Below are 26,800 nucleotides of genomic sequence, written 5' to 3'. Positions count from 1 at the left end.
AGTAAATGATTTAATAATTACTTTTTCATTAACTAGAATCTTTGACTAACTAATTTTAAAATCTCTGAAGGAAGAGTAGAATTTGATAGTGATAATTTTACATTTTCATATGCTTTAAAAAGTTCGGAAAACCCAGTTCATTATTCTTAATAATTGGTTCTTATAGATATTTTGTGGGTAAGAAATAGATTAGGTATGATTTTTAGTTATATTCAAATAACTTAAAATAAACTATTTTCACATTTAAATAGAACTTCATATTCATGAAAAGGCTATTACTCAATATGGTAGGGGGATTATCCTCTGAATGGTCTAGAATTGCTGCTTTATTAACACTAGGGTTCTTTACAGGTATATTTATGGCAAGCTATAGTGTTGCAATAAATACTTTATTTATTTCAAAGTTTGGAAATGAATCAGATTTCCCGTTGGCATTAATTACTCAAGGTATTCTAGGTATTCTTTTTACAATAGTCTTTTCGAGATTACAAAATATTATTGGTTTCCGAAAGTTGACCTATTATACATCAATCATAATCTTATTAATGATTGGAGTAATAACCTTTTTTTTAATAGCCAAAGAGAATCACCCTTGGGTTGTATTTATAGGTTTTGCAACGTTAGGACCGATAGTTTCAATTTCACTTTTAATTTTTTGGGGAGCATTCGGTCGTCTATTTAACTTTACGCAAAGTAAACGATTATCTGGAGGTATAGATACCGGACAAGCTGTAGCGACCATTCTAGCATTCTTTTCAGTTCCTTTTATTCAGCAAGTGTTACCATCACTATCATATTTAGCAATGGTGGGTACTGTTGCCTATTTGGGATGTTTCATATCTATAGTATATATTCTAAGAAAGTTTAAAATGCATGCAGCAGAAGCTGTAACTGTAGATAAAGAAACTAGTAAGAAAGAGGGTAGAGTGAAACTTAGAGATTATAAAAAATACTTTTTTATGATTAGTATTTTTGTAATGTGCTCAACCTTTTCTGCTGCCTTTGTAGATTATTCTTTTGTTACTGTAACACCAAAATATTTTCAGCAAGAAAATGAACTAGCAAACTTTATTGCCTTTTTTGAAGCTTTTGTAATCATTGTATCATTCTTAGTTCAGACATTTTTAAATGATAAAATTTTAGAAGTCTATGGGTTGCAATATTCTTTGATGTTACTACCAGGTATATTGGTATTTTTTAGTATAATAGATCTAGTAATTGGATCATTATTCGGTCACGATAAATCATCGGATGCATTTCTAATGTTTTTTCTTATAATTTCAATGTCAAAGTTAGTTACAGACGCATTGAGAGATTCCTTGGAAAATCCTACCGTTAAAATCTTCTTTTTTCCCTTGCCGGCAAGTATTCGTTACGAAGCACAAACTTTAGTAGAAGGTACTGTTGCACAATTTTCTACTTTATGTGCAGGTATATTAATGATAGGCATATCAAAAATTAACGGATATAATATTCTTTACAACAACTTCATGATTTTTGCAATTGTAGGAGTTTGGGTTTTTGTAACCTTTAAGATGTACCATGAATATAGAATATCTCTTAAAAATTTATTATCTGCAAATTCTACAGAAAGTGAATATGATGAAGGGATAGGAGCAAGATTTAAGAATAATAAAATTCAAAACTTATTACAAACAAGATGGAATAGTGTCTCTACAAAACTATCACCATTATTATTTAAATTGATAGAAAGACTTGATGTATTCTTATTTAGAGAAATCCTTTCACAAGAAGATAATCTTTTTAGGTTTGTGAATAAAAGAATAGCCCTAGCTAAAATTAAAGATTACAGAATTTATGAGAGCACACATGCGTTAGATCAGTTTTCTAAAGGATCTTTTGAAGATGATAATTTAGTGATGGTAGCCTCTGCGTTGTCTGAAGAACTAAAAGCAGAAGTTGTTTTAGAAGCAAATGACAATAACATTATAGAATTAGCTAGTTCGTCTGTGCCTGCTGATAGAATAATGTCTGCAAGATTAATGTTTAATCATTACAATGATAATCTTGAGAATACCATTTCAAAGCTAATTCGTGACTATAATTTTGAAGTTAGAATTGAGGCAATGGCATTAGTAGGTTTTCATAAAATTTCAATATTAATTCCTGCTTTAGTAGAACGTTTAGCTATTAAAGGAGATGAAAGAGTTGCACTTTCTGCAATTGTTGCAATAGGAGAGTCTGGTGCTAAAATCTTGGAAACAGCTTTTCACAAAAATGGTCAAGTACAGAAAACAAAAAGACTGATTTTACAAGCATATGCTAAAATTGGTAGTGAAGAATCTGTTCAACTATTAGCCGATAAAATTACATACCCTGAGAGAAGAATATCTTACGAGGCCTTGTCATTGTTAAGTTCTTTAGGTTGGAATGCAGAAGAAGAGTACTCAATCTTGTTCTTAAAAGAAGCATTAAAAAGAGAAGCAAACAATTGCTATTGGAACATAGCAGCTTCGTTAGAAATTGATGATAATAAATTTACAGTTTTAGTTCAACGCGCTTTACAGACTGAAATTATTCATAATTATGATCAAATGTTTTTGCTCTTAGATATGCTTTACGATAGGGGTTCACTACAACTTATTCGTAAAAACCACGAGTTAGGGACTGCAGATAGTATTGGCTATGCTGTAGAACTCTTGGATGTTTTAATTGATGAAGATGTGAAAAGTTACGTTCTACCACTCTTCGAAGATATCTTACCAGAAGAACGAGTAAAAAAGTTAAGAGAATTATTTTATAGAGAAACATATTCTAGTGAATATGTATTGCAAAGGTTAGTCACTAGAGATCCCAATTGGCTATCAGCTTGGGCACGTGCGGCTGCTTTGTATGCTCTATCTGACCATCCAGAAAATTGTAATCCAGATATTTTAGTAGGTTATCTTTTTGATGGTGAAAAATTATTATGTGAGTTAGCTGCATGGATTTTAAAAGTTCATTTTCCAGAAAAACTTGAAAATGCATACGGAAGGTTGGAACAAGATAAAGAAGCAGAACTTAGAGACCTTTTGAGAGGAGTTGAATCTATGGATTTTACTGAGACTTCTAAGTTCATTTTTTCAAAGGCATTGTTCTTTTCTAATTTATCAGAATTTCATGGTCTTAATGGAGACGAATTAGCGGAATTAGCTGAAATATCAATCTTAAATTATTATGAACAAGGACAAATTATAACCTCAGCAGAAGTATTAAAAGAAAAAGGCCTTTATATAATTAAGGATGGAGAATTAGCAGTTGGGGAAGGTGATGTTCATACAATTTTGTATAAAAAAAGAAATGTAATTGGAACGTACATTTCTCCTAAATCAGAAGTTTGGGTGGGAAATTTATATGCAATAAAAAATACTTATGTGTATGAAATTGACGAAGAGACATTCTTCTTATTATTAGCAACAGACATGCACATGGTAGAAATTATTATGAACAATGTTCGTAAGTCATTTAGAACATCCATCAACTTACAAAAGTTATCATATGTATAAAAAAAAGCGTCACCTTTTAAATAGTAGATGACGCTCTTTTTTTATTTTAAATTTAAACCAACTGTTTCTACCTGATCAAAAGGTACTTTAAAGCTGACTCCTAGTACTTTAGTTCTTACAAAACCAGTATATCTTACCTCAAAGTCTTCTCCAGTTGCCATATTAATAAGTCCACCTAAAATATTGGAAAATAGTGCTTTTGGAGGAAATTGTACTTCAAGAGGAAGAGTAAATTCAGATTTCTTTTTGGCTTCAGAAGAAAGATTTTGATCTACATTACCAATTACATTTCCATTTATTAATACATCTACATGTATTTGATCTACAGTAATAGATACTCCATTCGGATTATAAAGGACTGCTTCTGCTCTAACAACAAAATTACCATCTTCTAATGTGAACATTTCAATATTTTTCACATCATAAAATTCTGGAGCTTCAGGGCCGCAAGATGTAAATGTTATTAGTACAATAAAGTATACTATATATTGTGCGATAGATTTTAATCTCATTTTAAAAAATTGATTTGTTAAAGAAATACTACTTACAATAATAGTTCTAAAAAAATAATTTTGAGACACTACGTTAATAATATTTCAAACTAGTCGACTTTATTAAAATAATATCATAAAGATTTTTGTTTTGCCTAGTTAATTGTCGTCTTTTGCAGATATAATAATTTTAATAATCTAAATTATTGTTAATAATAGTTATTAGTCGCTAATGTGACTTGTTATAATACTACATTTGTGTACTAAATTTTCTGTTAATAACCCTGCGTTTTCTTTGTAACTTATGACAATTTCATCAATGATTCAACCTGATAAAAAAATATCCTTTTTCCAAATTGTAGAGTTTTCTGTGTATAGATTTTACACATTAATTAAAGAAGGAAAAGGGAATATCGGGGAAGGTAAACAATGCTTTAAATTAAAAGGTAGAGGTGTAAATCTGTATTCTAAAAAAGAATTTTTAGAGTATAATGATTTAGATGAATTGCTTTTTGATGAGATTTGCATGGAATTATGGGTAGTTTCTGAGAAAACACCAAAATGGGACATAGATAGACTTTTTGCTTATAAAAATGAAATTGTAGATAACCTTTCTAATATTTTAGAATGTTCTTCTATAAATGATCTTGAACTATATATAAGCGATTCAAGAACTGCTAGTTTTGTATATGTATTTTTGAGCCATTTCTATGAGACTGCTTTAAGTGATAAAAAGCTAGGAAATATAAATACAGAAATGGTGTCTGATAATGCTTCTCAGCAAATTGCACCTAACAAAGAATTTGATAAAGGATTTAACATTGAAATTTTAGAAAGATTTCAATTATTAGAAGATAGAATTATTCAACTTGAAAGAGAGAATAAAAGGTTAGAAACTCGTGAAAATGATTATTTCCACAGAGTTGATGATTTAGAGAATACCCAAAAACAAATAGATAATCTTGAGGAACAATTTGAACTTGTTCATAAAGCAAGAAAAACAGCTCTTCAGGAAATATCAATAAACGTAGAACAAAAATTTGAATCATTAGTTGATAAAATTAATAGTATTAATGAGGAAAGTTTTAATAAAGAATCAGTACGAGAATTTATTGTTCGTTTAGATCAACTAGAAAGGCAAATAGTTGATGTCAAATCTGAATATGTAAAGGATGAGGCTATTCAGTCTTTTTCAAAACAATTAGACATTTTAAATAAGTCGATCAATCATATCTCTGATGAGCATGGAAATGAACTAAAGAAAGTTGATTTAAGGTTTACAAAGATAAAAGGGGAACGTCATGAGTTAAGAGATAGTATGTCTATTCTTGAAGAAAACCTATCTAATAAATTAGAAACATTAAGTAAATCACTTACTGATGAACTAGAGAATATTCATAACATAAGTGATGAAATGACTCGACGTCAACAAGAACTTCAATCTGTACTACAAGATAAAAATGTAGATGATAAAGCTCATTTAGATAAAGTAATTGAAGGTATAGCAGCATCTTTAGGTGAAACACAAGAAAGACAACAAGAACTTTGGGAGAGTGTAAATAAGTTAATAAACAGAACTAAAAACGAAGAATTTACTTTTTCTGAAGTAGTTGAAACTAAAGCTCCTAAAACAATTGATGTAGAAAAGGCATCTTATGTTTCTCCATCATCTACCTATATAGAATCTTTTTATGCTGAGCCTGATGGTAATGGATTTTTAACAAATCTATCTACGAAGAAGATAACATACAAACATGTTTATAAAGTAAATGTTATTGATGATGTTACAGCAGACTTTGAGTTCGTTGATGAAGCAGATTCAAAAAGAACATTAAATATGAACCTTGCGATGATGTTTGATGAGTATATGTCAGATAACGGAACGAAAGGTTCTAGCTTAGAGTTGTCTTTATACGGAGAAGCTAAAAAGGTGAGAGGATTAAATGCTTGGAGAGTAAGCAGAAAAGCAATGGTAACTAGAAGATAGATTATCTATCTTTGAGTATGTTTTTCTAAATGTACTGGGTTACCTAAAACGGTCACTTTACTTAGAGGAGATTGAAATATAGTAGCATTATTGCGGGCGTTTAAGATTACTTCTGAAACGCCTTTTGCTTTTGCTTTAACTTCTAATGTTTCAAAACCTTCTCCATTAATTTTAGAACCTCCGTCACTAAGTATAAAAGCAGAATTTGTATTGCCCTCTAAGATTAAAAATGAAGCTCCAAGTGCAGAACCTTTAAACTTATCTGTTTTTACATTTACATCTGCCTTAATATTTCCATCAATTTTACATTCAAAGTTTTTTGCTTTAAACTTATCAATTATAAGACTCCCTTCTCCTTTAAATTTAATTAAGGCTAAACTAGGTGACTTAATCAAGACTTTTGATGGTGATTCAGTAGGACTTAATCTGTAGATTTTAAGGGTGTTATTTATATATGATGCTTTAAAATTATCTTCTTTTTTCTCTTCACCATATAAGACTAAAGATGATTTAGAAGATGTAGAATCTATTATTATTTCAATATTTAGATTTCCAAATAATACAATTGAATCTAAAGGGAATTCATAGGTTTTCTCGTCAATAAACTTAGAATTGTTAGAAGAAGTAAAACTAGAAGAATAATTATTTTTAGGTGTCTCATTGAACCTTTGAATTAAATTATTGCTGTCAAAAATTAATACATCGCCATCTTCAATTGTATTTAATTGTTCTAAGTTAATATGAGATTTTAGTTTGTTGTCTATAACAAAATGCTTGTTGAACGGTACTTTTATTGCAACATTTAATTTTTGCATTCTGTATTTAACTCCTCTAGGGAATGAAAAATGAGATGATAAAAGTAATTTATTATCAGAAATATTAGAGGTGTAATCAATTGCCTTAGCATTATTAATAGCTCTTTCTCTAGTTTTACCTAATGCCTCTTGACTAAAAATCAATTTTAAATCTTTACCAGAATGTCCTTCAATACTAAAAGAGGCACTATTTAAAGGGAGTTTTCCAATATCATCTAAAGTAATTTCTAAAATGTCATTATTTAAAGGTAATAATACTTCTTCTTTGTGAATGGCTTGATTATCGAAACTATGTACAGACATATTTAGTGCTGTAACTAATAATAGAGATAAAATTACATCAATACCAATTAGACCAAAAATTTTACCATTACTTATTAATTTTTGAAAAGTCATCATTGATGAACTAATAATTAAAAGTAGAGTAGAGGTTACTACAAAGTGTAAGGCACCTATAGTTGCCGTTGTGTTAGGAATAGAATACTGAATTGTACTTAATAAATTAGCATCATATTTATTAAGCACTTCATTAGTAAGATCATTAGATAGATAACTTAATACTTCTGTTAGATGAATGATTTTTAGGCTAATACCTAATACAGGAACACCTAAGAAGATGGTAATAATAGTCCCTATAAACAGAAATAAACCAACTACAAAAGATAATATTCTCAATAAATCTTTAAATAATGGGCTAGCATTAATATGTGGGATATCAATGTTATTAAGTTTATCGTATACTTTTTGAAGCTTTTCTGTATTAAAGTTCTTCTTATCAAAAGTAGAACTTAGGTATTTTTCAATTTCAGATAAATTAAAAGGAGTACCTTGACTTTGAAATTTATCTTTTAACGTTCTAGAGAATGGAGTAGAAACCCATAATACTATATATAAAATACCAACTGAATGGAAGAAATAAAGTGCTATTAATAAAAATAGGCGTATTATATTTACATCAATACCAATAAAGTTGCTTAATCCACCTGCTACACCGCCGAGTACTTGTTTCTCACTATCTCTAAAAAATAGTCGAGTATTTGTATCTCTTGATAGGTTTCTTTTTTCTGGTAAAAATAACCATAAACTTAAGTAGAGTATTGATACAACTGTTGCGGGAAATTTTGTTGTAGTAATTAAAAGAAAAGGGAGAATAAATATAAAGCGTACCCATAGAGGGTCAATACTAAATTTATCTGCAATACCTGCTGCAACTCCACCAATTTGTTGTCTATCAATATCTCTATATAAAGATTTTACTTTTTCACTTAGTGTACTTATAAAGTCTTCATAATTTTCTTTCTTATGAGTAGGTTGTTGTGGGGTATTACTGTTACGGTTTAAATCAAAGCCGTTAGGAGTGCCAACAATTTCAATTGCATTAATTACATCATCTTCGGTTAAATAGTCAAATTCATCTTCTATGCATGGAATTAAGATTTCGGACAATTTATATTCCAATTCCCTAATTATAGATGAAGAATTTTTAAAACTAGATAAGTGATCATTTAACGCACTTCGATAGCGCTCTACAATAGCAGATGCTTCATTAGTTGCTTTAAAATGACTGTTACCTATATGTATATTATTTATGACCATTCAGGAAGTATGTAGCTTTTATTCAATAATTGTAATGTTAATAATAAACAAACGTTTTAAGAATGTATAACAAGTTTCTAATAATCAACCTTAAATGGTTTTATTTAATTGATATTCAGTATTTTAACAAGTGTTTTGTATTTTAAGTATTTTTGTTTCTTTTTTAAGTCTGTGTCCATAAATGTACAATTTGAACAGTTAAATCATGAAATATGAGAGATGTTATATTATATTTATACTATCAATCATTTGAGATTGCTTTAATTGATTATAAATACACCTTTATAAAATTTAATGAAACAACTTCTATCAATCGTTTTTATTGGTTTGATAACCTTATCAACAAGTTTTGCCCAATGTGAAAAGTGTCTACCTACCACTGAGGATACTGATTATTGTTATACAGATGTTCGCTTCGAAGGACTATGTGCTAAATTCATTGAAGGGAAGTCTTATTTTTACTTAGACCGTAAGAAGAAGTCTATTCGTATTGATTTTAACTTTAAAAAATCTGACGATATCTTATCTTTCAAATCTATGGTAATGAATAAGAAATTAAAGATTTCTACGGTAGAATTACTGTTTATTCAATCTGCTGTAGAAGTTTGGAATGTAGAAAAGAAAAAGATTGGTTATAGATTTTTGCCTTCAGGTTTAGGAATTAAAATACTTAAACAAGGTTCTGGAGATATTCCAAAACAAGGTCAATCGGTGATTGTTCATTATGAAGGCTTTCTAGAAGATGGTTCTAAATTCGATAGTTCTAGAGATAGGAACAAAGAATTTAAATTTAAGGCTGGCGTAGGGCAAGTTATTAAAGGATGGGATGAAGGTGTACTAAATTTAGAGATTGGATCGAGAGCAATGTTGCTAATTCCTTCTGATTTAGGTTACGGTTCTAGATCTATTGGTCCTATACCTGCAAATTCAACCTTATACTTTGATATTGAGGTGATAGGAGTAGAATAATTGTTAACGATAGTTATTAAAGAAACTTTTTTAGAGGTTTCAGAATCTTTTTTATGTTGTTTGGCGTTATAGTGTTATAGATACATTTATAATATAACTACTTGCGATATGAAAAATTTACTTTTGATTACTTTATCGTTTATAAGTTTTAATGTTGCACAAGCACAAACTATAGATACAAAAGAATATTTAAGTTCTGAAACAAAAGATATTATCACAGAATTAGATGATACCCAGATTAATGAAAATGAATCTGTTGTTGTATCTTTAATTGATATTGAAGTTGAAAAACAATCCAACAGATATTTTCATAAAACATTTGAAGTTTCTGATGATGAAGGGATAAGTTATAAACTTAAGAGTGATGACTTTTTTACACCAGTTGTTACCGTTAGTAGAAATAAAACTGTTTTGAAAATGGTTAATGAAAGTGCTCCCCTTATGCAATCTGATGGTACTAATGTATTTTATGCCAATTGTGATAAAATAGAAAGTGCACAAATGGCACTCTCAGGAGTTCGAGTTTTGGTTATTCCGGTAAGAAAATAGTATTTGACGATATATAAAAAGAGGCTGATTTATTAATTTAAATCAGCCTCTTTTTTTTAACTAGCAATTTGACTCTTTTTATCTGTCATAATTGTAGAAATGTGAATGTCTACATCATCTGATAAATCTTCTATATCTTCTAGTAAGTCATCATCATTTTCCGAAACATACCAAAATATAGAAACCAACTTGTTTTGGTCGGTCCATTCTTTTAAACACTTTAGAATGTTATAAATTCCTTTTGAAGAAGGAGTATTAAAATATCCCAATCCAAAATTTAAAGAGAATGTGTCATTTTCTTTGAAGTAGTCATTAATCCAATCAACAATGTCAGAATATATTTGACTGACACCATCATGATAAGATTCTCCTAGAATGTTGCCCTTGCTGTTTTCACTGTCCATAAAAACAACAGGAATTTGGGTGTTCATCCCGTCTTTGTTAATTGATAATTTTTCCATCAGATAGTGGAGTTAGTTCTGTTACAACCGTAATACACAAACATTTACTTTAATGCTTAATCCAATATTAACGTTAATCGAACACTTATACAATAAAAACAACAAATAATTATATGTTTTTGTCCAATTTCATTAAATAGTCCATTATGATTGGTAATCCTATTGAACCTTTTTCTTTAATTGTTTTAATGCCAGATATATTAGAATTTGATGGGATTGAGGGGTCTATAATAAATGATTTACAGTTAGAAGGAGTGTAATCTATTAAGTTTGCTGCTGGGTATACCTGTAATGAAGTACCAACAATAATAAAATAATCTGCTTCGGATGTTATTTCCGCAGCTTCTTGCATTAATGGAACATCTTCTCCAAACCAAACAATATTTGGTCTTAATTGGCTTCCTTTTTCACATTTATCCCCTTCGTTTAAAAAATCACCTTTAATAGGGTAGATCAAAGTGTCGTCTAAAGTACTTCTTGATTCAAATAATTGACCATGTAAATGAACGACATTTGTGGATCCTGCTTTTTCGTGTAAATTATCTACATTCTGAGTTATAATAGTAATATCAAAATGTTTTTCCAACTCAGCTAAAACAATATGTCCTTTATTAGGCTCTGCTCTTTTTGCGACTTTACGTCTTTCATTATAAAATTCAAGAACTAAATTTCTGTCTTTTTTCCATCCAATTGGAGAGGCAACATCCATAATATCGTGTCCTTCCCATAAACCATCTCCACCTCTAAAAGTCGGGATTCCACTTTCTGCACTGATTCCAGCACCAGTTAAAACAACAATTTTTTGCTTTTGCATAGACTTTCTAATTCAAACGAAACAAAATAGATGTGTAATTGTCAATTAAAGACAGTAATATTGTCAAAAATAAAAACATTAAACAATTAATTTAATAATGAAAGCTTGGATACAGGCCTTTAGACTAAGAACATTGCCATTGGCTTTGTCTAGTATTATACTTGGAAGTTTTTTAGCATACGGAGATGAACCAACTTTCTTTAGTTGGAAAATTGTAGGGTTGTGTGTTTTAACAACAATTTTTTTACAAGTATTATCAAACCTTGCTAATGATTATGGTGATTCTGTTCATGGAGCAGATCATGAGGATAGAGAAGGTCCATCAAGAGCAGTACAATCCGGAAAGATTTCATTGAGTGCTATGAAAACGGCAATTATTATTTTCAGTGCCTTGTCGTTGTTCTCGGGTTTATATTTGCTATATATCAGTCTTACTTCTTGGACTGAATTTATGTATTTCTTAGGTTTAGGAGTACTCTCAATTATTGCTGCAATAACTTACACAGCAGGAAAAAAGCCTTATGGTTATGCTGGTTTGGGAGATATTAGCGTTTTTATATTTTTTGGATTGGTAGGAGTTATTGGAAGTTATTACTTACAAGTTAAGTCTTTTGATGTAATGTTATTTTTACCAGCAGCAGCTTGTGGTTTATTAGCTGTAGCAGTATTGAATGTAAATAATATACGAGATATAAAATCTGATATTAGTGCGGGTAAGAAGTCTGTTCCTGTTAGAATAGGACGAAAATGGGCTATATTATACCATTGGATGCTTTTATTTGGAGCATTAATTTGTGCTTCAGTTTATGTATTCTTTACTTATAGTTCACCTTTTCAATGGTTGTTTGTATTAACTTTCCCGTTATTGCGACGAAATGGAAATGCAATTACTAAATTAACAGAACCTCAAGATCTTGACCCATATTTAAAACAAATGGCTTTAAGTTCATTGCTTTTTTCTGTAACATTTGGGTTGGGACAAATTTTAGATTTGTTCGTGAAAATCTAAATACATTAAAGTTATCTCAGATAAAAAAACACCCCTTGAAGTTTTGTCTTTCAAGGGGTGTTTTTTTAGTTGCCTGCTTCTACTTTTTTCTGAGGTCTATGCATCCATAAGGGTTGGCCTTGGTAGTTTTTATTTAAAATTTGCTTACCATCAAATAGTATCTTTATTTGATCAGCTTGCTTTGTAGGGTCCCTAGGCATATCATCAGGTAGATCTTCTCTTAAACGAACCCTTTCAAGTAATTCGTCTTTTGGAGGTATTTCATCAAACCTATTTTTAAAACCAGGTAAAAACATATCAGGCTTCTGGATTTTACTAGGAGGGAGTATATTTGAATCATGTTTCTTATTATACTCAATGTTTTTTACCTCATTATTTTCTTCAAAGAATAAAGTCATAGCAGGACAAGATGATTTATTTAATGCATATATATTTCTCTTGTCATCAGTTAATTGAAAAAACCTTGTCATTCCATTACCCTTTACATCAACTTTAAAAAGACTATTATTTTCAAAATGAGCAATAATCTTTTTACCTTTTACTTGATTATAATTTTGTATTGTATCCTCTGAAATAATAAAGCCATTTCTATTCAGGTATAAACGCTCCACACCTTTAGATGTAATATCTGTTCGTATAACTTCACCCGTCATCTGAGATTTTTGTGCCCAAATTCGTGGATCTTGATAGAAATAAATCATTGAGTCATTGTAATAATAAACCAAAGAGTCACATCTAGATTTCATATCCTTAGACCACATCGCTACATTATGATAAGCATATAAAGTATTCTCTTGTGTAGTGGTATCATTAATAGAATGAAGTGTATCTGCTGCTAAATAGTACATATCCATCCAGTTGCCCTTAATAGGCTTACTCATTAGAGCATTCCCATAAGCAAAAGTAGAACTATCGAAGCGCACAACAACATCTGCATAAATTATAGCTGTATCCTCTTTACTAAAGAAAATTACATTACCTACGGCTTTACTGTTACCTGTGTTCTTATTTGTGTCAATTTTATCTCCAACCAAAATATATTTATCATTTTCTACAATAGCAGAACCTTCAAAATGTACTTTACCATTATCAGTGTTATAAGTACCTGCATTTGCAGTTACATCACCATCTTTAGAGTTTATAACTGTTCTTGTATTAAACGTAGAGATTTTAGTCTCTCTATCGTATATTAATTTCTCTGTTACTAAATGTTGTGTTTTTACAGAATCATCCATAACAACATCTTTTATAAAAATAAGTTCTTTGTTTTTTAAGTAGCCTTCTACAGAAGTGAGGACCATTGTTTCTTGGTTTACTGTACCTCCTGTTAGATATTTTGCTTCTTTAGTAGAAGTATAATAGTATAATTTATCTGTGACTAAAGTAATGTCCTCATCAATTAATTTTACAATTCTACCTGTAATAATTACTTCTCCTTGATTTTTCTTGTAGAGTAGTTTACTACCTGTAATCTTTGTTTTTTTATCAATTACAATTACATTACCTGTAGCAGTCACATCTTCTGTTTTTATATTTTGACGTGCTTCATCACAATAAATTGTTGTAGTTTTTTGCTTTAGAATAACACGTTTCTGCGGACTGCTATAGAATACCCTATAACCAGAAATACCTTTAGAACGTGCGGCACTGATTCTAACTTTGTCTTCCGTTTGTCCAAAAGAGGTTAAACGACCACAAAGTGAAATTATTAACAAAATGATTAAAAAAATATTTTTCTTCATTGTACTTTTACTACTTAATAGAGTTAGCAATTTTTATTGTTGCAAGCTTGCAAATTTATCTTAGTAGATCGTAAAATCCTTGCTTTTAGTGTTATTAATAACATATTATAAAGGATTAAATTGATTTTCAGCTAAAAATTTTGTGGTTTTAATAACAATCTCACATATGAATGACAATCCATTGGCCTTAGAGGACCAATTTTTAACTTATCTTAAATCAAAAAGTCTCGATATTAATAATATTAAACTTTTGTTAGCCTTCAGTGGAGGTGTTGACTCTGTAGGGTTAGCTTTATTGTTATTGAAATTCGAGATCAATTTTGAAATTGCCCACATGAATTTTCAATTAAGAGGAGAAGATAGTGAAGGTGATGAACAATTTGTAAGTGATTTTTGTAAAAAGAATGATATAATATGTCATATCAAAAAAGTTGATACTCAAGTTGAGGTTGAACAATCTGGGAAATCAACACAGATGGTTGCTAGAGAACTAAGGTATGATTGGTTTAATAGTTTAAAAGAAGAATTTGATTTTAATTATATCCTAACTGCTCATCATCGATCTGATAGTGTAGAAACTGTCTTGTTTAATTTAATTAAAGGGACAGGTATTGAAGGATTACATGGTATACAATATTTAAGGAACACTATTTTAAGACCATTATTATTTGCCTCTAAAAGTGAAATCAGAAGTTATGTTGAAAATAAACAGCAGAAGTGGAGAGAAGACAAATCTAATAAGGTCAATAAGTATGCTCGTAATTTAATACGGAATAAAATTATTCCATTAATGAGAGAGATAAACCCTGCAGTCGAAAAAAGTATTGATGTAACATCAAATAAATTATCTAAGATAGAGAACGTGTTCTTTTCTTTTATAAATGATATTTCATTAAAGCATTGGAAAAAAGAAAAGGATGTCATTTTAATTGATTTTCAGAAGTACAATCATTTAGATGATATCGATATTATTCTCTTTTATCAATTAAAAAAATATAGTTTTGATTTTGATACTGCACTTAACATTATTCAATCTTTTAAAACGAATGGATTAAAGTTTTTTTCAGTAAATAAAGACTACGTAATCTATACACACAATAATATATTGGTGTTAGAAAATAATAATGAGAATGAAATAAAAAACAGTCAGAATATAGAGATTGATTTTAAAGAAGGTTTTTATTCCATTGGTACCAATTCTTTTCAAACGTCTATAGTAACAATTGATGCTGTATCTTCGATTGATAATAATGCCACTTACATTTCTGAAAAATATTTCCCTATAACTGTAAGAGAAGTTCTTAAAGGCGATAAAATTCGTCCTTTCGGGATGAAAAGTGGTAGAAAAAAGGTTTTTGACTTACTTCAAGACGAAAATGTACCGAGTTATCTTCGAAAAAAAACATTAGTTATAGTATCTTGTAATAAGGAAATTCTAAGTGCAATTGGAATTAGAAACTCAGAAGAGTTAAGAATTGGGAAATTTCCTGTTACTTTGATGAAGATTTGTTTTTAACACCTAAAGAAGAGTATGCTAAACATATTTAAGAAAACATATAATAACGAAGAGAGAACCCTTTTTAATTTTATGAGAAGGGGTGTGCTGTTTTCAAAATTAAATGATGAGGAAATGTCAAAGTTTACTCCTCATTTACACTTAAGGCATTATACTAAGGGTGAAGTGATTTTTTTTAGAGACGATCCTAGTCAGGCACTTTATTTAATTAACAGTGGGATAATTACACTCAATATTGATATTGAAGACAAATTTGAAGATTTAGTACATTTAAAAGCGACGGATACATTTGGAGATAATGCAATTCTTGAAGGCACCAGTAGACCTTATAATGCTGTATGTTTTTCAGACCATGCTGATGTATATGTAATTCCGAGTGCTGTGATTCATGATATTTTTGAAGACGATATTAAGATTCAAGCGAAGATGATGTCGAGTATGGCGGAGATTTATGATAGGTTTACGGCACATTTATTTAGAGCTTATAAGGAATCTTTCGGCTTTTTTGATTTAGGAAGGGCGTTTATGCCTTTTTAGTTGAATTTTATCATAAATAAAACATGACGAATGTCATGTTATTTAGATGTTTTTTGTATTTTTGTGGTTATTAACCTTGGTTGATATTTACACCTGTTAGATAAGGTAAATTCAACAAGCAAATTTCTATGAAAAAAGAGAAGACGACAAACAACGGAAACTTATATCGAAAATTCGGAATAATTACAATTATTGCGGTTTTCTTCCTAATTTTAGTTGGTGGTATAGTACGAAGTACAGGAGCCGGAATGGGATGCCCAGATTGGCCTAAATGCTTTGGAACTTGGGTTCCTCCAACAGATGTGAGTCAGCTACCAGCTGATTATAAAACTATATTTGCAGTTCAAGGTAGAGAAATTGCTGATTTTTCAGTATTCAAAACTTGGGTTGAATATACAAATAGACTTGTAGGTGTTTTAATAGGTTTTCTAATTTTTTTAACCTTACTTTTTTCTTTACCCTTTAGAAAAACAGACCCTACAGTTACATCATTTTCTTTTTTAGCGTTTGTATTAGTTGGGTTTGAAGGATGGTTAGGTAGTAAAGTTGTTAGTACCGATTTACATCCCGTTCTAATAACTGTACATATGTTAGTTGCACTAATTATTGTTGGTGTACTTATATACGCAGTAGCAAGATCGCATAAAAAGGATTTAACCTATCAAGATCCAACAAATCTAAATCAGCTTAATAAATGGATTGCAATAATCCTTTCACTATCATTTTTACAAATTATCATGGGTACTCAAGTACGAGAAGCTATTGATATAATTGCAAAAACATTAGGCGAAGAACAAAGAAATTTATGGATAGATGAATTAGGAATGACATTCTATTTTCATAGATCATTTTCAATAGTCGTTGGCATTTTAAACATCATGTTTGTACAACGAGTTATAAAAAATACAGCTCCTAAACACCCTGCTAGATTATGGTCCAAAGTAATGCTTGCATTAATTGGTATTGTGGTACTATCAGGAGCAATTATGGGGCATTTTGGAATTCCAGCTGTTTTACAACCTGTACACTTATTGTTAGGTTCGTTAATTGTTGGATGCCAATTTTATATTGCACTTTTAGTTAATCATTCTAGAGTGCTTGGAAGTAATTCTAACAGTACTTTAAAATACCAACATCAAGCAACAACTTAATATGGTAGTAGCAGAATCTAAAGATATAATTTCAGAAGTGCCTCAAAGAAAAAGCAGAGTCAGAGATTTTTATGACCTACTAAAGGTTCGTTTAACTGGCGTTGTCGTTTTTTCTGGAATTTTTGGTTACTTATTAGGAACAACAGAAATATCAATTACTGCAATGATTGCATTAGCAGTAGGTAGTTTCTTAATAACAGGGTCCGCAAATACAATAAATCAAATTATCGAGAAAGAACACGATAAATTGATGAAGAGAACAATGAATAGACCTATTCCTTTAGGAATTATTTCTCGAAAGGAGGCGGGTATATATGCATTAGTTCTTGCAGTGTTAGGTACTGTGATAATGTTGTATTTCTTAAATGTATTTGCCACGTTATTATCTTTAGCTTCTCTAGTGTTGTATGGCTTTGTATATACTCCATTAAAAAGAATTACACCACTTTCAGTGTTGGTTGGTGCTTTCCCAGGAGGTTTTCCTCCAATGATTGGTTGGGTAGCAGCTACGGGTTTTGTGGGCATGGAAGGGTTAATATTATTCGCTTTGCAATTTATGTGGCAATTCCCTCATTTTTGGGCAATTGCATGGGTTGCTGATAAAGATTATAAAAATGCTGGTTTTAAAATGTTGCCTTTTAATGGTGATAAAAATGTAAATACAGCAGTTCAAATATCAATTTATACTATGTTTTTAATTCCTATTGGGTTTTTACCAACACAATTTGGAATGACAGGTATTACCTCTGGTATCATTGCATCTTTAGCAGGTGCAGCTTTTTTATATCAAACATTTGGATTGATTAAGGAAAAGACGGATAAAGCAGCATTAAAAATAATGTTTACCTCTTTTATTTATTTACCAATTGTTCAAATTGTATACTTAATCGACAAGATCTAATTTATTATTATGTCAATAGCAGAAACTCCGAAAAGACCCGTAGGGATGCATCCTAAGAAATTTGCGATGTGGTTATTTATTGTAAGTGTGGTAATGATATTTGCTGCATTGACAAGTGCTTATATTGTAAGACAAGCCGAAGGTAATTGGGCAGCATTCGAGTTGCCATCAATTATGTATTATAGCACAATTGTAATACTATTAAGTAGTGCAAGTATGCATTGGGCTTATCTAGGGGCAAAGAAAGACGATATGTCTCAATTGAAAAATGCACTTACAATAACATCAGTTTTAGGAGTTATTTTTCTAATCCTTCAGTTTATTGGATGGGAAGACCTTGTTGCAATGAATGTTTTCTTTGTGGGTAATCCATCCGGTTCATTTGTATATGTAATAACAGGTTTACACGGGCTTCATATTGTTAGTGGTATTTTGTATTTATTCATTATGCTATATGCAGCTTTTAAAAATCAGATAAATTCTGGTACAATTGTAAGAATTGAGATGTGTGCTAACTTTTGGCACTTTTTAGGAGCATTATGGATTTATCTGTTCATTTTCATGCTGATGAATCGTTAAACATGACAATCGTCATAAAAAAATAACACAAATATCACCAAATAGTTGTATTTGTTAAGATTCAACTATTTATTTGTGGAGAAATAAAATTCAAAAGACACTAAAAAAATAACATCCAATCTTTTATGTCATCAACTACAACTTTGACAAATCCTAAACTCTCTGAGTGGGATGGTGGACAAAGACCAATGAAAGCAACCTATGGAAAGCTAATGATGTGGTTTTTCCTTGTTTCAGATGCTTTTACATTTGCGTCTTTATTAATAGCATACGGAGTAGTTCGTTTTATGCATCCTGCATACGAAGGAGCATATTCTAAATTCGAATTCGCTACTAGCTCGGATAATTTTTATTGGCCAATACCAGAAAAAGTATTTAATGCTTTTCCAGGATTACATGGAGTAGATGCTCCTTTAATGTTTGTTGGTTTAATGACATTTATTTTAATTCTTTCTTCTGTAACAATGGTATTTGCTGTTGAAGCTGGACAAAGAAAATCTAAAGCAGAAGTAGAAAAATGGATGCTATGGACAATCGTAGGTGGTATTACTTTCTTAGGCTGTCAAGCATGGGAATGGTCTCACTTTATCCACGGTACAGAAGGTGGAGTTATTAGAGATGGTGTTCAGGTTTTTGGAGCAAACTTACATGAAAATCAATACGGACCTCAGTTGTTCGCAGATTTCTTCTTCTTTATTACAGGTTTCCACGGTGTTCACGTTACAAGTGGTGTTATTATTAATATTGTGATTTTTTACAATGTTGTAATGGGTACGTATGAAGAAAGAGGTACTTATGAAATGATTGAGAAAGGCGGTTTATACTGGCACTTTGTCGATTTAGTATGGGTATTTGTATTTACATTCTTCTACTTAGTCTAACTCTACTTTTTAATTTCACTAACTACTAAAATTAGTAAGATGGCAAATCACGATGCAACACTTTCTCCAGAGGAGATTAAGAAAGCAAAAATGAAAACTGTAATTAAGGTTACAGCGATCTTAGCAGCAGTTACAATTATAGAATTTATCTTCGCCTTTGCATGGCCTGACGGTTCAAGTCGTTTTATCCTTAACATATTATTTGTGGGTATGACTTTGCTTAAAGCAGGATATATTATCATGGAATTTATGCACTTAGGCCATGAGGTAGGCGCATTAAAATTTGTGATCTTATTCCCAATGTTATTTTTGGTTTGGCTACTTGTAGCTTTATTCCAAGAGGGTGGAGCAATACTTGATGCAATTCAGAATTGGTAGCATCAATTTATTGAAATAAATAACAATAATATGGTTTGATTTCTTCATTTTTGTAGCGATCAAACCATATTTACTTTTATAGAAAGAATGAACAAACCTAATCTTAAAAAATGGGTATTCTTATTTACTTTAATTGGAATACCTTTAGTAATTTTTTTCTTCCTGAAAAACTTTGGAACGAATGAATATCAGCTTGAAAAAGCCGAAGAACTTCAAGTTTATAGTTTGAAATCTGTGAATTGTACTCCAAATGAAATTGATGGTGTACATAGAATTCCAGATTTTGATTTCTTAAATCAAGATAGTGTTCACTTTTCTAATCAAGATTTAAAAGGAAAGATATATGTAGCAGATTTCTTTTTTACATCGTGTCCTGATATCTGTAAAGCAATGACATCTTCTTTATTAAGAGTACAAGAAAGATTCAAAAAAGAAGATAGATTGAAATTGGTTTCTTTTAGTATTGATCCAACATATGATACACCTTCAGTATTATCAAATTATGTAGAGAAACATAAAATTAATACGAAGCAATGGACTTTACTTACCGGAGATCAAAAAACAATAATGAACCTTGGGCAATGTGGGTTTTATATAACTGCAAAAGAAGAAGCCTTAGGTCAAGATACATCTCTATCACATAGTGATAAATTAATACTCGTTGATACAGAGAATAGAATTAGAGGTTTTTATAGTGGTACAGATCAGGAAGATGTTAAACGCCTGCTTACTGAAATCTCTCTATTATTAAAAGAATAACGGATTATATCTTTATGGAAACTACAGACAAAAAACGAAATGATAAATTACCTTTAGTTGTAATAGGTATTGTTTCTATTTTAATTCCAATCGTTGTAGCACTCTTATTATTTATACCACAGACAGGAAAATTAGGAGATTTAGATGTTTCTTTTTTACCACGTTTAAATGCTGTTATTAACTTTTCATCTGCAATCGCCTTACTACTTGGCTATTACTTTGTTAAGAAAAAACAGATAGATATGCACAAGTTAATGATGGCTGTTGCATTTGTGTTAGGTGGTATATTTTTAGTTTCTTATGTTATTTATCATTTTCAAGGAGGGCATACAGTATTTGGTGATATAAACCATGATGGTGTATTATCTGATGATGAAAAAGTGAATTTGGGAATAGTAAGAACTTTATATTTGGTTATTTTACTTTCACATATTTTATTATCTGCAGGGGTAGTGCCATTAGTTTTATTGGCCATCTATTTTGCGGTAACAGATCAAATACAGAAACATAAGAGAATAGTTAAATTTACTTACCCTGTTTGGTTATATGTAGCAATAACAGGTGTAATTGTTTACTTAATGATTAGTCCATATTATATCTAATATTATGTATAAGAAAATAGTATTCCTGTCACTCTCATTTCTACTGTCAGTTCAAGGTTTATATGCACAATGTGCAATGTGTAGGGCAACGGTAGAAAATAATATAAGCTCTGGAGCAAGTAGTGTAGGAGCGGGTTTAAATACCGGAATAATTTATTTAATGACTATGCCGTACATATTAATTGCAGCAATAGTTTATCTCTGGTATCGAAAGACACAAAAAGAAAAAGCTTCTTTAGCTTAAAAGGTATAAAAAACTCCAATAAGGTATTTCTTGTTGGAGTTTTTTTGTAATTTTTGAGTTCTACAACTTCCTCTTTTTTTATGAAAGTAAAATATATTTTTTTAGAAGTAAGAAAGAGTAAAAATAAAGCACTTATAGGGCTTTTCTTTACCTTTTTAACAATCTCAATTTTTTTAATTAACGCAGGTTACTACTCATCTGATGAGTATGATTCTTTTGTTCAAGATAGAATTGAACAGGTTTCTAAAAATGCAGATGATGTAATATTTGAAATTAAAGCGAATATCAAATCTGATAATGAAAATATACTAGATTTTCAGGCTTTATTGAATGAAAGTATTTACCCAGTTTATATTTATAAAAAGGGAGTATTAAGCTTTTGGTCAGATAATAACTTAAAGCTTAAATATCTTGAAGATAAATTATATAGCTACTTTGTTGAAGATGTAATTCAGAAAGATGACTCTTTTTTTTATGTGAGAAAATCAAATATCATGGTGTATAACCAAGATTATGAGATTTTTGTAATCATTCCTCTTATCATCGAAAGGGATAATGTAACTTCTTTGATCCCTAATTTTGTCAATGAATTTGTCTTTGGTACTAAGGAAATGCCAAGACTAGCTAAATTCAATATTACAACCAATTATAAGTCAATTTATACAAAATTAAATAAGTTTTTATTTGCAATAGATGTCTCTCAAAATAGATCTGTGGAGTTAATTCCTTGGAGTTATTTTGTAATGTCTATAATAGTTGGTGTATTATTCTTATTGTCGGCATTGAGTACATTTGTAACCAATTATATTAATAGGGGTTACTCTATATTTCCAATGCTAACAATATTTGTATTAGGGGTAATTTCTTTACATGCAATTGTAGCAGATGTTTTATCAAGTAATATAATTAAGTACGAATATAATATTTTAAGTAAAATAGACGATTCCGTATTAGAACAATGGGATTCATTAGGTATTATTTTCCTCGATATCCTATTTGCGATAATAATATTTAGATGGTTAAGTACCAATTTCACGAGTTTATTTTCAATTAAATCTATTTATTTATTAGAGAAGAAATTTAAGATTACAATTAGCGTCATTTTAATCGTTAGTTTTTTCTTTATTGTAGCCGGATTTGAAGAAATATTTATCCATGTATCTGCAAAAGCAGGGGATTTATCTTTGAAATTTAGTCTTTTAGATATTACTGTCCCAGAGATATTTGCTCAAGTAATAATAATTTCGGGTTTCATATTAATGGGGCTTATAGCACATTTATTTTTTAAATTAATCTGCTGGGGATTAGATTTTTATAGCAAATCATTAGCAATGTTAATCTCGATTGTAATCGTATTTGCATTCCAATTAGGCTACGATACCTTTAATATTTTATTGATTAACATTATTGCAATTTTTATAGGCATTACACTATTATTAGATACTCCTAAATATCTATCGATCGGTAAATTCCCGGCAGTAATGTATTTAATGTCTTTAATTGTTTTCTTTTCCCTTCTTGGAGCCTTTATTACGGAGAATCTACAGATTAGAAACGACGAAGTTTTTAAACAAAAATTTGCATCAAAACTTACTGAAAACGATGCACTTTTGAGGGCATATTTACAAGAAACAATAAATGGTGTTAAAAATGATAATCAGATAATTGATGCCATGGCCTTTTTGAATAAAGGTAGAGCAACTGTTGCTACAAAATCAATAAAGAATGATTTAACAGAATGGTTTGGTAATCGTTTTGATGTCAAAATAAATATTTCATTTGATAATGGTCAAACGTTAAATAACGAAAGTTCTTATCAGCAATTAAAGGAGAATTTCTACGAGAAGCAGAAGCCAAAATACGGGTTAAACTCTAAAATGAACTTGCAGCAAGGTACTTTTAGTTATTTATGTGATATACCAATTGTAGACAGATTTGAAAAAACGGACACATTAGGGTTCTGTTTAATAGCATTATACCCAAAATCTTTGACCGGTAAATCATTTAAATCAACTATTCTAGACGAAGACTTTGATGTTAACTTTAGACAAGAAGAATACTCATATGCAATTTTCTATAGACAAGAATTAATTTTCAGTTCAGGAGATTATAATTATTCAAACAGTTTTCTAAAGGAAACTTATTCACGAGATAGAGAAAATTTAGTAAGTAGTGTAGAGTATAAAGGCTATGAACATTTAATGCTACCTGGCTCTAATAATAGGATAGTGGTGATCTCATCTAAACGATTTGCATTTATAGATTACTTTAAGAGTTTCTCTGCTTATTTTACTGTACTTATAATATTAATTTTTACAATTTTTAATTTGGTGAATTATTTTAGGAATCCAAATGAATATCGACGATCATTTTCTACAAAAGTGCAACTATATTTAAATGCGGCAATCTTTTTACCACTCTTAATATTAGCCTTTGTAATGGGTTCTGTAATGGTTAACTCCACTAAAAATGATGTTCAAAGACAATATTTAGAAAAGGGACAAACAGTAGCTAGTAATTTATTTCAAAATAACGAGATCAATAAACTGTATTCTAATGATGATAATTTAAAATTAGATGTTCTAATTGATGAGTTGTCTAATGTGATGCAAGCAGATATTAGGTTTTATAATAGAAGAGGAAAATTAAAGGCAGCTTCAGATATTGAAATATTTGATGAAAACTTACTAAGTAAAGAGATTAATCCTAAGGCTTATATTGCAATAATGCAAAATAAACAGACAAGGTTAGTCTTAAAAGAACGCATAGGTAATCTAGAATATAACACTTCATATATTGGTATAAAGGCATTTAATACTGGTAAAGTTATGGGTGTAGTAAGTATACCTTTCTTTAAATCATTAAATAGATTTGATGATAGGTCTATAGAAGTGATTACTACTATTATGATGATCTTTTCTATCTTATTCTTGACCTTATTACCAATTGTACATTATGCTGCTCTATCATTATTAAACCCTATAAAATTGATTATTCCTGAGTTGAATAGGATAACATTAAGTAAAAAGAATGAACCAATATCATATACAGCAAACGACGAATTTGGTCAGTTAGTAGGTGAGTACAATAAAATGCTTGCAAAATTAGAAGAATCTAAAAAAGAGCTTGATAGATCACAGAGAGAAAGTGCTTGGAGAGATGTAGCAAAACAGGTTGCTCATGAAATTAAAAATCCTCTTACACCAATGAAACTTTATTTGCAGCAATTAGAAAGAGTAGCGAAATCGGATGAAAACCCGAAACTAATGAAAGCTACAAAAATGCTTATCAATCAAGTAGATACGTTGAGTGGTATTGTAACATCATTCTCTTCTTTTGCTACAATGCCTGTTCCTAAAAGAGAAACATTTAATATCTCGAAAGTGATTAGAGAAAATATAATGTTGCTTTCTAGTAAGTCAGATATTCACTTTTCTGATACGCAAATTGGGCATGATGTGATGGTTGAAGGAGATGAGAAATTAACAGCAAGAATTTTAAATAACCTGATGTTAAACGGCATTCAAGCGGCTAAAGAAGATATTCCTTCTAAAATTATAGTTGATTTATACGAGAATGGCGAAAAGGCTATCGTAACAATTATTGATAACGGAATGGGAATACCGGAAGATGTTCAAACAAAAGTTTTTGTACCTAACTTTACTACTAAGGAGACTGGTTCAGGGATTGGGTTGGCTGTAGCCAAAAGAGGAGTTGAGCAGATGGGAGGTAGTATCTGGTTCGAAACAAAAGAACTAGAAGGATCTTCTTTCTTTGTAGAATTCTTAATGACTGAAATGGAATAATTAAAAAAGGGTGATATACCAAGAAGTATATCACCCTAATTTATATAAGATAGATGCTTATAAACCTGTATAGTTGTAAGGAGTAATTACTTTCAATTCAGCTTTAATTGCATCAGAAACAGCTAAACCATCAATAAATACTTGGATACTTGACTCTGTAATTTTTTCGTTTTTACGAGTAAGATCTTTAAGCATTTCATAAGGGTTAGGAATACCTTCTCTACGAAGAACTGTTTGGATTGCTTCTGCAACAACTGCCCAGTTATCTTCTAAATCAGCTTTTAATTGTGCGTCATTAAGTTCTAATTTGTTTAGACCTTTTTTCAACGATTGCAAAGCAATTAATATATGTCCTAATGGTACACCAATATTTCTTAATACAGTAGAGTCCGTTAAGTCTCTTTGTAATCTTGAAATTGGTAATTTTGCTGATAAATGCTCTAATAAAGCATTTGCAATACCCAAGTTACCTTCCGCATTTTCAAAATCAATAGGATTTACTTTATGAGGCATGGCAGATGAACCAACTTCATTCTTATTAATTTTTTGCTTGAAGTAGCGCATTGATACATATTGCCAGATATCTCTAGACATATCTATCAAAATTGTATTTACTCTTTTAAATGCATCAAACAATGCAGCAAGGTTATCATAGTTTTCAATTTGAGTTGTAAATTGAGAACGATCTAATCCTAACGTATTGTTTACAAATTCGTTACCAAAATCAACCCATTCAATAGTTGGGTAAGCAACGTGATGAGCATTGAAATTACCTGTAGCACCACCAAATTTAGCAGAATAAGGAATCTGCTTTAATGCATTTAATTGTTTTGTAGCTCTGTAGCTAAATACTTTGAATTCTTTACCTAATCTAGATGGAGATGCAGGTTGACCATGTGTTAATGCTAAAATTGGGTATTCAGCCCAATCGTTAGCTAAAGAATCAACCAAACCAATGATTTCTTCTAACATTGGTAGAACAACTTCAACATTTGCATTTTTAAGTGACAAAGGAATTGCAGTGTTGTTTACATCTTGAGAAGTAAGACCAAAATGAACGAATTCTTTTTGTTCTTTAATCCCTAATTGATCAAATTTTTCTTTAATAAAATACTCAACTGACTTAACATCATGGTTAGTGACACGTTCAAAGTCTTTTACTTTAACTGCATCTTCGTTTGTAAATTCTTGATAGATTTTACGAATAGATGGATAAAGTGACTTATCAAAGTCTTTTAGTTGAGGGAGTGGTGACTCACATAAAGCGATAAAGTATTCGATTTCAACCCAAACACGATATCTTATCAGAGCAAATTCTGAAAAATAGTTAGATAATGATGAAGTTTTACTTCTGTACCTGCCATCAATTGGTGATACTGCTGTGAGTTCGTTTAGTTCCATTTTTATAATTGGAATTTTTAAGTGAAAAACTGATCAAGTGGCAAATATAATGTGCTGATTATCTAAACAAAAATAAATAGTAAGATAGTATGTGAAAATATCGAAT

At 30.3% G+C, this 26,800-nt stretch carries 22 protein-coding genes; 16 read left to right on the top strand and 6 right to left on the bottom strand.

Annotation, left to right across the window (positions count from 1 at the left end; all coding sequences use genetic code 11):
• The first annotated feature begins 263 nt into the window (after positions 1 to 263).
• Positions 264 to 3,506, top strand: a complete 3,243-nt coding sequence (locus EI427_RS08130) for a hypothetical protein (protein WP_126613473.1) — start codon at positions 264 to 266, stop codon at positions 3,504 to 3,506.
• A 41-nt stretch (positions 3,507 to 3,547) separates the two neighbouring features.
• Here the strand turns inward: EI427_RS08130 and EI427_RS08125 are convergent, their stop codons facing one another.
• Positions 3,548 to 4,018: an NDR1/HIN1-like protein gene (locus EI427_RS08125; protein ID WP_126613471.1), complete on the bottom strand. Its 471-nt coding sequence runs from the start codon at positions 4,016 to 4,018 to the stop codon at positions 3,548 to 3,550.
• Positions 4,019 to 4,301: 283 nt separating this feature from the next.
• Here EI427_RS08125 and EI427_RS08120 point away from each other — a divergent pair, with 283 nt between their 5' ends.
• A complete protein-coding gene (locus EI427_RS08120; RefSeq protein ID WP_126613469.1) occupies positions 4,302 to 5,984 on the top strand; it encodes a coiled-coil domain-containing protein in 1,683 nt (560 codons plus the stop codon).
• A 5-nt stretch (positions 5,985 to 5,989) separates the two neighbouring features.
• Here the strand turns inward: EI427_RS08120 and EI427_RS08115 are convergent, their stop codons facing one another.
• Positions 5,990 to 8,395 (bottom strand): PspC domain-containing protein, encoded by a 2,406-nt coding sequence (locus tag EI427_RS08115; RefSeq protein ID WP_126613467.1) that lies wholly within the window; start codon positions 8,393 to 8,395, stop codon positions 5,990 to 5,992.
• A 294-nt stretch (positions 8,396 to 8,689) separates the two neighbouring features.
• On the opposite strand from EI427_RS08115, the gene EI427_RS26140 reads away from it, so the two are divergent.
• On the top strand, positions 8,690 to 9,364 hold the full coding sequence (locus tag EI427_RS26140; protein WP_205727913.1) for an FKBP-type peptidyl-prolyl cis-trans isomerase: 675 nt from the start codon (positions 8,690 to 8,692) through the stop codon (positions 9,362 to 9,364).
• 108 nt (positions 9,365 to 9,472) lie between these two features.
• Positions 9,473 to 9,913 carry a hypothetical protein gene (locus EI427_RS08105; protein ID WP_126613465.1) on the top strand — a complete coding sequence of 147 codons (441 nt, stop codon included), beginning with the start codon at positions 9,473 to 9,475 and terminating at the stop codon, positions 9,911 to 9,913.
• Between the two features lie 56 nt (positions 9,914 to 9,969).
• Here EI427_RS08105 and EI427_RS08100 read toward each other — a convergent pair whose 3' ends face one another.
• Both EI427_RS08100 and EI427_RS08095 read right to left on the bottom strand, forming a co-directional pair.
• Positions 9,970 to 10,344 carry a SiaC family regulatory phosphoprotein gene (locus EI427_RS08100; RefSeq protein ID WP_170178420.1) on the bottom strand — a complete coding sequence of 125 codons (375 nt, stop codon included), beginning with the start codon at positions 10,342 to 10,344 and terminating at the stop codon, positions 9,970 to 9,972.
• A gap of 139 nt (positions 10,345 to 10,483) precedes the next feature.
• The gene (locus EI427_RS08095; protein WP_126613461.1) at positions 10,484 to 11,188 is read right to left on the bottom strand and encodes an SIR2 family NAD-dependent protein deacylase; all 705 of its coding nucleotides are present in this window, start codon (positions 11,186 to 11,188) and stop codon (positions 10,484 to 10,486) included.
• Positions 11,189 to 11,285: 97 nt separating this feature from the next.
• Here EI427_RS08095 and EI427_RS08090 point away from each other — a divergent pair, with 97 nt between their 5' ends.
• Positions 11,286 to 12,197 (top strand): 1,4-dihydroxy-2-naphthoate polyprenyltransferase, encoded by a 912-nt coding sequence (locus EI427_RS08090; protein ID WP_126613459.1) that lies wholly within the window; start codon positions 11,286 to 11,288, stop codon positions 12,195 to 12,197.
• Between the two features lie 65 nt (positions 12,198 to 12,262).
• On the opposite strand, the gene EI427_RS08085 is transcribed toward EI427_RS08090, so the two are convergent.
• Positions 12,263 to 13,939 carry an OstA-like protein gene (locus EI427_RS08085; protein ID WP_126613457.1) on the bottom strand — a complete coding sequence of 559 codons (1,677 nt, stop codon included), beginning with the start codon at positions 13,937 to 13,939 and terminating at the stop codon, positions 12,263 to 12,265.
• Between the two features lie 166 nt (positions 13,940 to 14,105).
• Here EI427_RS08085 and tilS point away from each other — a divergent pair, with 166 nt between their 5' ends.
• The 11 genes from tilS (at position 14,106) to EI427_RS08030 (ending at position 25,293) form a co-directional block, all read left to right on the top strand.
• Positions 14,106 to 15,455, top strand: coding sequence for a tRNA lysidine(34) synthetase TilS (gene tilS / locus EI427_RS08080; RefSeq protein ID WP_126613455.1), 1,350 nt, complete (start codon positions 14,106 to 14,108; stop codon positions 15,453 to 15,455).
• Positions 15,456 to 15,569: 114 nt separating this feature from the next.
• Positions 15,570 to 15,992, top strand: coding sequence for a Crp/Fnr family transcriptional regulator (locus tag EI427_RS08075; protein WP_240655361.1), 423 nt, complete (start codon positions 15,570 to 15,572; stop codon positions 15,990 to 15,992).
• Between the two features lie 128 nt (positions 15,993 to 16,120).
• Positions 16,121 to 17,143: a COX15/CtaA family protein gene (locus EI427_RS08070; RefSeq protein WP_126613451.1), complete on the top strand. Its 1,023-nt coding sequence runs from the start codon at positions 16,121 to 16,123 to the stop codon at positions 17,141 to 17,143.
• Between the two features lies 1 nt (position 17,144).
• Positions 17,145 to 18,044 carry a heme o synthase gene (cyoE, locus tag EI427_RS08065; protein ID WP_126613449.1) on the top strand — a complete coding sequence of 300 codons (900 nt, stop codon included), beginning with the start codon at positions 17,145 to 17,147 and terminating at the stop codon, positions 18,042 to 18,044.
• 9 nt (positions 18,045 to 18,053) lie between these two features.
• Entirely contained in the window at positions 18,054 to 18,623 is a 570-nt protein-coding gene (locus tag EI427_RS08060) for a cytochrome c oxidase subunit 3 (RefSeq protein WP_126613447.1), read from the top strand.
• Positions 18,624 to 18,748: 125 nt separating this feature from the next.
• On the top strand, positions 18,749 to 19,504 hold the full coding sequence (locus EI427_RS08055) for a cytochrome c oxidase subunit 3 (RefSeq protein ID WP_126613445.1): 756 nt from the start codon (positions 18,749 to 18,751) through the stop codon (positions 19,502 to 19,504).
• Between the two features lie 39 nt (positions 19,505 to 19,543).
• Positions 19,544 to 19,882: a cytochrome C oxidase subunit IV family protein gene (locus tag EI427_RS08050; protein ID WP_126613443.1), complete on the top strand. Its 339-nt coding sequence runs from the start codon at positions 19,544 to 19,546 to the stop codon at positions 19,880 to 19,882.
• A gap of 87 nt (positions 19,883 to 19,969) precedes the next feature.
• The gene (locus EI427_RS08045) at positions 19,970 to 20,641 is read left to right on the top strand and encodes an SCO family protein (protein ID WP_126613441.1); all 672 of its coding nucleotides are present in this window, start codon (positions 19,970 to 19,972) and stop codon (positions 20,639 to 20,641) included.
• A 14-nt stretch (positions 20,642 to 20,655) separates the two neighbouring features.
• Positions 20,656 to 21,243: a DUF420 domain-containing protein gene (locus EI427_RS08040; protein WP_126613439.1), complete on the top strand. Its 588-nt coding sequence runs from the start codon at positions 20,656 to 20,658 to the stop codon at positions 21,241 to 21,243.
• Positions 21,244 to 21,319: 76 nt separating this feature from the next.
• Positions 21,320 to 21,487 carry a hypothetical protein gene (locus EI427_RS08035; RefSeq protein WP_317125742.1) on the top strand — a complete coding sequence of 56 codons (168 nt, stop codon included), beginning with the start codon at positions 21,320 to 21,322 and terminating at the stop codon, positions 21,485 to 21,487.
• 80 nt (positions 21,488 to 21,567) lie between these two features.
• Positions 21,568 to 25,293, top strand: a complete 3,726-nt coding sequence (locus tag EI427_RS08030; RefSeq protein WP_126613435.1) for a sensor histidine kinase — start codon at positions 21,568 to 21,570, stop codon at positions 25,291 to 25,293.
• Positions 25,294 to 25,350: 57 nt separating this feature from the next.
• On the opposite strand, the gene purB is transcribed toward EI427_RS08030, so the two are convergent.
• Positions 25,351 to 26,694 carry an adenylosuccinate lyase gene (gene purB / locus EI427_RS08025; protein WP_126613433.1) on the bottom strand — a complete coding sequence of 448 codons (1,344 nt, stop codon included), beginning with the start codon at positions 26,692 to 26,694 and terminating at the stop codon, positions 25,351 to 25,353.
• Positions 26,695 to 26,800: the final 106 nt, after the last annotated feature.

It is taken from the genome of Flammeovirga pectinis (assembly GCF_003970675.1).
GTDB classification, from domain to species: Bacteria; Bacteroidota; Bacteroidia; order Cytophagales; family Flammeovirgaceae; genus Flammeovirga; species Flammeovirga pectinis.
Note: the sequence above shows the minus strand (reverse complement) of the source record. Positions and strands in the feature narration are given on the sequence as shown.

Bases quoted from the DNA above. Each gene is read 5' to 3' on its own strand.
- EI427_RS08130 (WP_126613473.1), top strand. From the start codon at position 264: ATGAAAAGGCTATTACTCAATATGGTAGGGGGATTATCCTCTGAATGG.
- EI427_RS08125 (WP_126613471.1), bottom strand. From the start codon at position 4,018: ATGAGATTAAAATCTATCGCACAATATATAGTATACTTTATTGTACTA.
- EI427_RS08120 (WP_126613469.1), top strand. From the start codon at position 4,302: ATGACAATTTCATCAATGATTCAACCTGATAAAAAAATATCCTTTTTC.
- EI427_RS08115 (WP_126613467.1), bottom strand. From the start codon at position 8,395: ATGGTCATAAATAATATACATATAGGTAACAGTCATTTTAAAGCAACT.
- EI427_RS26140 (WP_205727913.1), top strand. From the start codon at position 8,690: ATGAAACAACTTCTATCAATCGTTTTTATTGGTTTGATAACCTTATCA.
- EI427_RS08105 (WP_126613465.1), top strand. From the start codon at position 9,473: ATGAAAAATTTACTTTTGATTACTTTATCGTTTATAAGTTTTAATGTT.
- EI427_RS08100 (WP_170178420.1), bottom strand. From the start codon at position 10,344: ATGAACACCCAAATTCCTGTTGTTTTTATGGACAGTGAAAACAGCAAG.
- EI427_RS08095 (WP_126613461.1), bottom strand. From the start codon at position 11,188: ATGCAAAAGCAAAAAATTGTTGTTTTAACTGGTGCTGGAATCAGTGCA.
- EI427_RS08090 (WP_126613459.1), top strand. From the start codon at position 11,286: ATGAAAGCTTGGATACAGGCCTTTAGACTAAGAACATTGCCATTGGCT.
- EI427_RS08085 (WP_126613457.1), bottom strand. From the start codon at position 13,939: ATGAAGAAAAATATTTTTTTAATCATTTTGTTAATAATTTCACTTTGT.
- tilS (WP_126613455.1), top strand. From the start codon at position 14,106: ATGAATGACAATCCATTGGCCTTAGAGGACCAATTTTTAACTTATCTT.
- EI427_RS08075 (WP_240655361.1), top strand. From the start codon at position 15,570: ATGTCAAAGTTTACTCCTCATTTACACTTAAGGCATTATACTAAGGGT.
- EI427_RS08070 (WP_126613451.1), top strand. From the start codon at position 16,121: ATGAAAAAAGAGAAGACGACAAACAACGGAAACTTATATCGAAAATTC.
- cyoE (WP_126613449.1), top strand. From the start codon at position 17,145: ATGGTAGTAGCAGAATCTAAAGATATAATTTCAGAAGTGCCTCAAAGA.
- EI427_RS08060 (WP_126613447.1), top strand. From the start codon at position 18,054: ATGTCAATAGCAGAAACTCCGAAAAGACCCGTAGGGATGCATCCTAAG.
- EI427_RS08055 (WP_126613445.1), top strand. From the start codon at position 18,749: ATGTCATCAACTACAACTTTGACAAATCCTAAACTCTCTGAGTGGGAT.
- EI427_RS08050 (WP_126613443.1), top strand. From the start codon at position 19,544: ATGGCAAATCACGATGCAACACTTTCTCCAGAGGAGATTAAGAAAGCA.
- EI427_RS08045 (WP_126613441.1), top strand. From the start codon at position 19,970: ATGAACAAACCTAATCTTAAAAAATGGGTATTCTTATTTACTTTAATT.
- EI427_RS08040 (WP_126613439.1), top strand. From the start codon at position 20,656: ATGGAAACTACAGACAAAAAACGAAATGATAAATTACCTTTAGTTGTA.
- EI427_RS08035 (WP_317125742.1), top strand. From the start codon at position 21,320: ATGTGTAGGGCAACGGTAGAAAATAATATAAGCTCTGGAGCAAGTAGT.
- EI427_RS08030 (WP_126613435.1), top strand. From the start codon at position 21,568: ATGAAAGTAAAATATATTTTTTTAGAAGTAAGAAAGAGTAAAAATAAA.
- purB (WP_126613433.1), bottom strand. From the start codon at position 26,694: ATGGAACTAAACGAACTCACAGCAGTATCACCAATTGATGGCAGGTAC.